This is a genomic window from Rhodoferax sp., assembly GCF_025354435.1.
Lineage (GTDB): Bacteria > Pseudomonadota > Gammaproteobacteria > Burkholderiales > Burkholderiaceae_C > Rhodoferax_B.
The window spans coordinates 164,524-171,666 of sequence record NZ_JANXMU010000007.1 but is presented as its reverse complement, the minus strand read 5'-3'; the positions used below and the strand labels follow the sequence as shown (position 1 = coordinate 171,666).

Here is a 7,143-nt window from a genome sequence, read left to right as displayed (position 1 = left end):
TTTTTAACACTGAACACCCTATGCCTTCCCTCCACATACTCGTTACCGGCGGCACCGGTTTTTTAGGCCAGGCGCTGTGCCGCATGCTGCTGGCGCAAGGCCATAGCCTCACGCTGTGGGTGCGCAATCTTGATAAGGGCCGCAAGATGTACGGCCAGGCGCTGCACTGCATCACCCGGCTGGCGGAGCTGCAAGATACCCCGGTGGATGCGATTTTGAATTTCTCGGGTGAGCCCGTGCTGGGCCCACGCTGGTCGCCCGCACGCCAGCAGGTGCTGCACGCCAGTCGCAGCGGGGTCACGCAGGCGCTGGTGGAATGGGTGGCCCAGCTGGCGCACAAGCCGCGCTGGCTGCTGTCGGCCTCGGCGATTGGGTTTTATGGTGTGCAGGCGGTGGACGACCCGGGGGCGCTGGGCGAGGGCGCACCGCCGCAGCCGATTTTCATGTCCGAGCTGTGCCAGCGCTGGGAACACACCGCCCAGGGCATGGCCGCCCATGGCGTGGCTGTGGCCACCGTGCGGCTGGGCGTGGTACTGGGCCAGCAGGGCGCGCTGCCGCAGATGCTGCAGCCGTTTCGCTTCGGGGTGGGCACGCAGATGGGCGCGGGCGACCAGGTGCTGAGCTGGGTGCATTTGGACGATGTGCTGGCGGCCGTGGCCTTTCTGTTGGCCAAGCTGGACAGCGTACCCGCCACCGGGGCCTACAACCTCACCGCGCCGCAGCCCGTGACCCAGCGGGAATTTACCCGCACGGCCTGCAAAGTGCTGCACCGCCCGCTGGCCGTGCCGGTGCCCGCGGTGGTGTTGAAATTGCTGCTGGGCGAACAGGCCACACTGCTCACCGACGGCCAGCGCGTGGTGCCCCAGCGCCTGCTGGCCGAGGGCTTCCGCTTCCGGTTCGACACCTTTGAAGCTGCGCTGCGGGACCTGGAGCTGCGGCGAAAATAAGTGCCCATGACCTCACCCACCATCACCCAACCCGCCGCCCAGCTTCTCGCTCTGCTGCAGGCCCACCCCCATCGCCGCATCCTCGTTGGCATCGTCGGCCTGCCGGGTTCCGGCAAAAGCACCATCGCCGCGCAGCTCGCTACAGAGGTCAACGCCCAGGCCGGGGCGGGCACGGTGCAGGCGCTGGGCATGGATGGCTTCCACCTGAGTCGTGCAGCCTTGGCGCAGATGCCCGACCCGGCGGCAGCCCTGGCCCGGCGCGGCGCGCCCTGGACTTTTGATCCCGCCTCGCTGGCCGCCCGCATCAGCGCACTGCGCCAGGCCTCTTTGCAACTCGGTGCCGCGCCGGTGCTGTGGCCCGAGTTCGAGCACAGCGTGGGCGACCCGCAGGAAGATGCTGTGGCCATCGGCCCGGCTACCCGGCTGGTGCTGGTCGAAGGCCTGTACCTGCTGCACCGCGACCACGGCTGGAACCTGGACGGCCTGCTGGATGCCTGCTGGTACCTGGACGTGCCCATGGAGGTGGCCATGCAGCGCCTGGTGGCCCGCCACCAGGCCGCCTGGGGCTTTACCGTGGCGCAGGCCGAGGCCCGGCTGGTCCTGAACGACCGCCTGAATGCCGACACTGTCGCTTTGACGCGAGGCCGCGCCGACGGTTTGTTGCCGAACGTATGATCCTTGGCATGCCTTTCACCACCGACCCGATCGCGTTGCAAATGTTGGCCTCGCAGCAGGACACGCCGCTGCTGGTCGCGCTGTTCGATGCAGGTGACCAGCTGCGCTTTGCCAACGCGGCATTTCGGCAAAGCTACGGACTGGGTCCCGACGAGGAGCCCACCTGGGCCGAGATGCTGCTGCGCAACCATGCCGAGGGCGTGGGCGCGCTGATAGAAACCACCGACATCGCCAGCTGGCTGGTGTCGGCCCGGTCGCGCCGCGGCAAGCTGCCGTTTCGGGCGTTCGAGGCCGACCTGTGCGATGGCCGCTGGGTCTGGATGACCGAAACCCTGCGCTCCGACGGCTGGATGCTGTGTGTGGCCAGCGATATTACCGAGCTGCGCAGCAGTGAACGGGTGCTGCGCCAGGCCCGCGATGTGGCCGTGCGGGCGGCGCAGACCGATGTGCTTACCGGCATCAGCAACCGGGCGCACATTCTGCAGCTGCTGGAGCAGTCCATTGCGCAGCTGAATCTGGACGGCACCTCGTGCGGCGTGGCGCTGGTCGACCTGGACCACTTCAAGCGTGTCAACGACACCTACGGTCACCCGGCGGGCGATACCGTGCTGAAGCATTTCGCGCACACCGTGCACGAGGTCTTGCGCCGCGACGACGGCCTGGGCCGGGTGGGCGGAGAGGAGTTTTTGATCCTGTTCCCCGGCATGTACGCCACCGGGCTGGAAAATATCGTCACGCGGATTCTGGATGTCGTACGCGCTTCGCATCCGCTGCCCGAGCAACCGCAGTTTGGTTACACCTGCTCGGCCGGCATCGGCATCTTGAAGCCCTATGAAACCCTGCGCTGCGCGTACAACCGGCTCGACGAAGCGCTGTACGCCGCCAAGGGTGCTGGGCGCGACCGCTGCGTCTGGGCTAGTTGATATTTCGCTTTAACGCTGGCTTGCGCTACGGCGGCGCACAAACACTACGGCGATCAGCCCCAGGGTCACCAGGGCCAGCGATCCGGGTTCGGGTACTTCTACGGCCATTTGGTAGGGGCCGAATCCGTCCAGCGCTGCACTGGCGTTGGGGCTCACCCCGAAGGCCGCGCTGTACGAGGATTCGCCCGCTACACCGGTAAACGACAGGTCGGACGCAAACGCCCACTGGATGGCGTTCACGTCCGCTGCCAGGATTTGCAACCAGTAGGTGGTGTTGGCCGCCAGGTCGAACGCCGATGTGGGCGCGAAGCTGTAGGCCTGGAAGCCGCTGGAAGCAATGTCCGCACTGGACAGGCTACCCAGCGACAGCAACGTGCTGCCTGGGGCCGCACCGTTGCTGGCCAGCAGGTTGACCTGGACGTTGCCCACCACATCGGGGCCCAGGTTCATCAACAGGGCCTGCACCCCTCTGAGCGTGCCGCCCTCGGCCCCGGTGGTGAAGGAATTGGCCAGCGGGCCGTAGCCATAAATCGGGTCGGAACCACTGGGGGCCGCGCCCAGGTTGTTGTAGACCAGCGCGGCCTGGGCGGTGGGAATAGCGGTAGCGATGAGCAGGCACAGGCTGGCCTGGCGCAGCAGGGTGGATAGTTTGGAAAGCATGGGGGTTCCTGGGTGAGATAAAGGGGATGAGACGTTCACAGCAACGGGTCGCTTACGCCGTGCTTGCCGGTTTCCACGTGGCCTGCGCACTGGCAGACGAAGCTGGCATCGGTGCTGGCGGTGACCAGCAGGTCGTACCAGCGTGCGCTGGTCTGCAGCGTCCAGTCAGAGCGGAAGCTGGCACCAGGGGCGACCGTTTGGTGCGAGCTGGTGTGCTGGTACTGGTCGGTCACGGTCACGGTGGTGGGCGCGGTGCCCACATTGGTCACCACCAGCGAGATGCCGCCGCTGACGGTGTCGTACAGGCTTTGGACGTTGAGCTTGGCCGCCGCTGCGTCCAGGCTGCCTGCAAACTTGCGCAGGAAGCCATTCGGCCCGTACACCGCCAGGTCGTAGGCGCTGGAGCCGGCAGGCGGGGTCCAGGTGTCAGACAGCGATTTGCCCGCCTCCACCGTGTAGCCCCAGGGGCCGGTGGACCCACCGGCCACCGTGCCGTTGGCGGTGCGCACATGGAACCAAGCGCCCACCGCGCCAGCGTTGCTGAAGCTGATGCCAATGCTCTGGTTGACCGCGTTCACCACGCTGGTGGCCTGCAGCTGGTAGGGCAGGGCGCGGGCCAGGCGAGTGCCGGGTTCCTGCACCGGCATGCTCTGGTTAGTGGGGGGCGTGACCGGCAGATTGGGGTAGGTTTTGCTGCTGGTGATGTCGGCCGCCGGTGGCACGTAGGCGGTGGTGCTGGGCAGTCGCGAAGCGCTGGCGCTGGCAATCGAGAAGTCCAGCGTCGAGCTCAAATCGCCGCAGACGGTACGCCGCCACGGGGTGATGTTGGGCTCGGTCACGCCAAAGCGTTTTTCGATGAACTGGACGATGGAGGTGTGGTCGAACACCTGCGAGTTGACCCAGCCGCCCTTGCTCCAGGGCGATACCACCAGCATGGGCACCCGCGCGCCCAGGCCGTAGGGACCGGCCGGGTAGGTGGTGCTGCCGTTGCCGGGGTAGATTTCATTGGTGGTGCTGACGGTAGATTGGCCCTGCGCCGCCGTCATCGGTGGGGTGGGCGGCACCACGTGGTCGAAGAAGCCGTCGTTTTCGTCGTAGCAGATGATCAGCACGGTGCTGGCCCAGACGGCCGGGTTGGCGGTCAGCGCGGCCAGCACGTTGTTGACGTACCAGGCACCGTAGTTGGTCGGCCAGTTGGGGTGCTCGGTATAGGCCTCGGGCGCGGCGATCCACGATACCTGGGGCAGGGTGTTGTTCAGCACGTCGCTGCGCAGCTGGTCGAACAGCGCGCCGTTGTTGAACGCGCCGTTGTTGTAGATGTTGGTGCCCACACGGGCGCGGTCATACAGCGGCTCCCCGGGCACGGCGTTCTGGTACTGCTTGAAGTACAGCAGCGAGTTGTCGCCGTAGTTGCCGATGTAGGGCTGGCCGGTCCAGCCCCAGGAGCCGGCGGCGGTCAGGCCCACGCCAATGTCCTGGTAGATCTTCCAGCTCACCCCGGCGCTTTGCAGCCGCTCGGGATAGGTGCGCCAGTTGTAGCCCGCTTCGGCATTGGTGACCACCGGGCCGTAGGGCGCGGCACCGTTGCCGTTGCTGCCCAGCACTACCTTGCCGGGGGTGCTGCCGGTGGCCGCGCCGTCGGCGCCCAGCGTGCCGTTCTGGCCGGACCAGCCGCTCCACAGGTAGTAGCGGTTGGGGTCGGTGGAGGCCATGATGGAGCAGTGGTAGGCATCGCACACGGTGAAGGCATCGGCCAGCGAGAAGTAGTAAGGGATGTCGCTGCGCTGCAGGTAGCCCATGGTTTTGCTGGTTTTGTTTTGTACCCATTTGTCGTACCGGCCGCCGTTCCAGGCCCCGTGTGCGTCCTTCCAGGAATGGGCCAGGTCGGCCAGAAACGCCAGGCCCAGGTCGGCACCGGCAGGGCGGAACGGCAGCACGGTGGGCGGGGATTGGGTTACGCCCGCGGCGTTCTGGTTGGGCTGCTCGAACACCGAATTGCCCGAGCCGTACAGGCGCACCGCGCGCGGGTCGCTGAAGCCGCGCACACCGCGCAGCGTGCCAAAGTAGTGGTCGAACGAGCGGTTCTCTTGCATCAATACAACGATGTGCTGCACGTCCTGGATGGTGCCGGTCACCGCGTTGGCGGGGATGGCCAGCGCCTTTTGGATGCTGTCGGGGAACACGGCGGTCAGCCCCACACCAGCGGCCCCCCGGAGAATGGAACGGCGGTCGATCGAGGTCATGGGAAAGTCCTTGTCTTGGATGTGGGATGAACTTGGGGTGAGAGAAAATTCTGTTCTTTAGTTGTGGCAAGCCTGTGTCAGCCTGTAAAAATCGTGCTTCAGCGTTGGGTGCCTGCCTGTACCATCGGCAGTTTTGCTATTGAATAAATAGCTACTGGCGTAGGTGCTGATTGCGCTAGAGCCATATTTTTTATAAATTTCAACCTTTTTCGGTAGCTTGTATGAACCACCCCTCGGCATGACCCTCGCTGCTTGCACCATGGTGCTGGGCACCACCAGTGGCGCTGGCAAAAGCTGGCTGACCACGGCACTGTGCCGCTATTACGCCCGCCAGGGCTTGAAGGTGGCACCCTTCAAAGCGCAGAACATGAGCAACAACGCCCGTGTGGTGGGCGGCGGCGAGATCGGCAGCGCCCAGTACTTCCAGGCGCTGGCGGCCGGTGCCGTGCCCGAGGTGCGCATGAACCCGCTGCTGCTCAAGCCCGAGCGCGACACGCACAGCCAGGTGGTGCTGTTGGGCGAAGTCAACGCGGAGCTGACCGGCATGGACTGGCGCAGCCGCAGCGCCAGGGTCTGGCCGGTGGTGGCCCAGTCGCTGGACGCGTTGCGTGCGGAATACGACGTGGTGGTGATCGAAGGCGCGGGTTCGCCTGCCGAAATCAACCTCAGCAGCAGTGACATCGTCAACATGCGCGTGGCCCGGCATGCCGATGCCCGCTGCCTGCTGGTCACCGACATCGACCGGGGCGGCGCATTTGCCCACCTCTACGGCACCTGGGCGCTGCTGCCTCCAGAGGAGCGGGCGCTGCTACACGGCTTTGTGCTGAACAAGTTCCGGGGCGATGCCCAATTGCTCGCACCGGCTCCGCAGATGCTGCAAGACCTGACCGGCGTGCCCACCGTGGCTACGCTGCCGATGTGGTGGCAGCATGGCCTGCCCGAAGAAGATGGGGTGTTCGACGACCGCAGCCGCAGCAGTGGCACGGTGACCCGCACCATCGCCGTCATCGCCTACCCGCGCATCAGCAACCTGGACGAGTTCCAGCCGCTCAAAAACGTGCCCGGCGTGCGCCTGGTCTGGGCGCGCAGCCCGGCGGATCTAGCCGGAGCCGACTGGGTCATCCTGCCCGGCTCCAAGCACACCAGCGGCGACCTGGCCTGGCTGCGCCAACAGGGACTGGACGCGGCCATCACGGCGCACGCGGCGCGCGGCGGCGCGGTGCTGGGCATCTGCGGCGGCCTGCAGATGCTGGGCGAGGCGCTGATCGACCTGCATGGCATCGATGGCAATGCGCCCGGCCTGGGCCTGTTGCCCCTGGTCACGCAGTTTGAAGTGCAAAAAACCGTGCGGCACCGGAAAACCCGTTTCGCAGAAGACATGACCGGCCCCTGGGCGGCGCTGGCCGGGGTGGCGGTGGCGGGCTATGAAATCCACCACGGCCAGACCCAGCAGCACGTGGCCATGGCCCAGGGCGGTGATGTGGCCCGGCCGGTGATGCCCGACGGCCTGGCCTGGCAGAACGCGGCGGGCAATGTGCTGGGCCTGTACCTGCACGGCCTGCTGGAAGATCCGGCCGCGCTGCAAGCCCTGTTCGGGGCCACGGTGCCCACGCTGGAGGCCGTATTCGACGGTCTGGCCGACTATGTGGGCACGCATTTCCAACCCGGGTTTTTAAATGCCTTGATTCGCTAGTA

The 7,143-nt window shown here is 66.2% G+C and carries 6 protein-coding genes; 4 read left to right on the top strand and 2 right to left on the bottom strand.

Features of this window, described 5'->3' with window-relative positions; genetic code table 11:
- Window positions 1–20: 20 nt before the first annotated feature.
- From Q0T48_RS01970 to Q0T48_RS01960, 3 genes are read left to right on the top strand one after another with little or no spacing between them, the layout of a single operon-like run.
- Window positions 21–947: a TIGR01777 family oxidoreductase gene (locus tag Q0T48_RS01970; protein ID WP_295951632.1), complete on the top strand. Its 927-nt coding sequence runs from the start codon at window positions 21–23 to the stop codon at window positions 945–947.
- Window positions 948–953: 6 nt separating this feature from the next.
- Window positions 954–1,622, top strand: a complete 669-nt coding sequence (locus Q0T48_RS01965; RefSeq protein ID WP_295951630.1) for a nucleoside/nucleotide kinase family protein — start codon at window positions 954–956, stop codon at window positions 1,620–1,622.
- An 8-nt stretch (window positions 1,623–1,630) separates the two neighbouring features.
- Window positions 1,631–2,545, top strand: coding sequence for a GGDEF domain-containing protein (locus Q0T48_RS01960; protein WP_295951627.1), 915 nt, complete (start codon window positions 1,631–1,633; stop codon window positions 2,543–2,545).
- Between the two features lie 9 nt (window positions 2,546–2,554).
- On the opposite strand, the gene Q0T48_RS01955 is transcribed toward Q0T48_RS01960, so the two are convergent.
- The gene (locus Q0T48_RS01955) at window positions 2,555–3,205 is read right to left on the bottom strand and encodes a PEP-CTERM sorting domain-containing protein (RefSeq protein ID WP_295951625.1); all 651 of its coding nucleotides are present in this window, start codon (window positions 3,203–3,205) and stop codon (window positions 2,555–2,557) included.
- Between the two features lie 35 nt (window positions 3,206–3,240).
- Window positions 3,241–5,448 (bottom strand): phosphocholine-specific phospholipase C, encoded by a 2,208-nt coding sequence (locus Q0T48_RS01950; RefSeq protein ID WP_295951622.1) that lies wholly within the window; start codon window positions 5,446–5,448, stop codon window positions 3,241–3,243.
- A 259-nt stretch (window positions 5,449–5,707) separates the two neighbouring features.
- Here Q0T48_RS01950 and Q0T48_RS01945 point away from each other — a divergent pair, with 259 nt between their 5' ends.
- A complete protein-coding gene (locus tag Q0T48_RS01945; protein WP_295951655.1) occupies window positions 5,708–7,141 on the top strand; it encodes a cobyric acid synthase in 1,434 nt (477 codons plus the stop codon).
- Window positions 7,142–7,143: the final 2 nt, after the last annotated feature.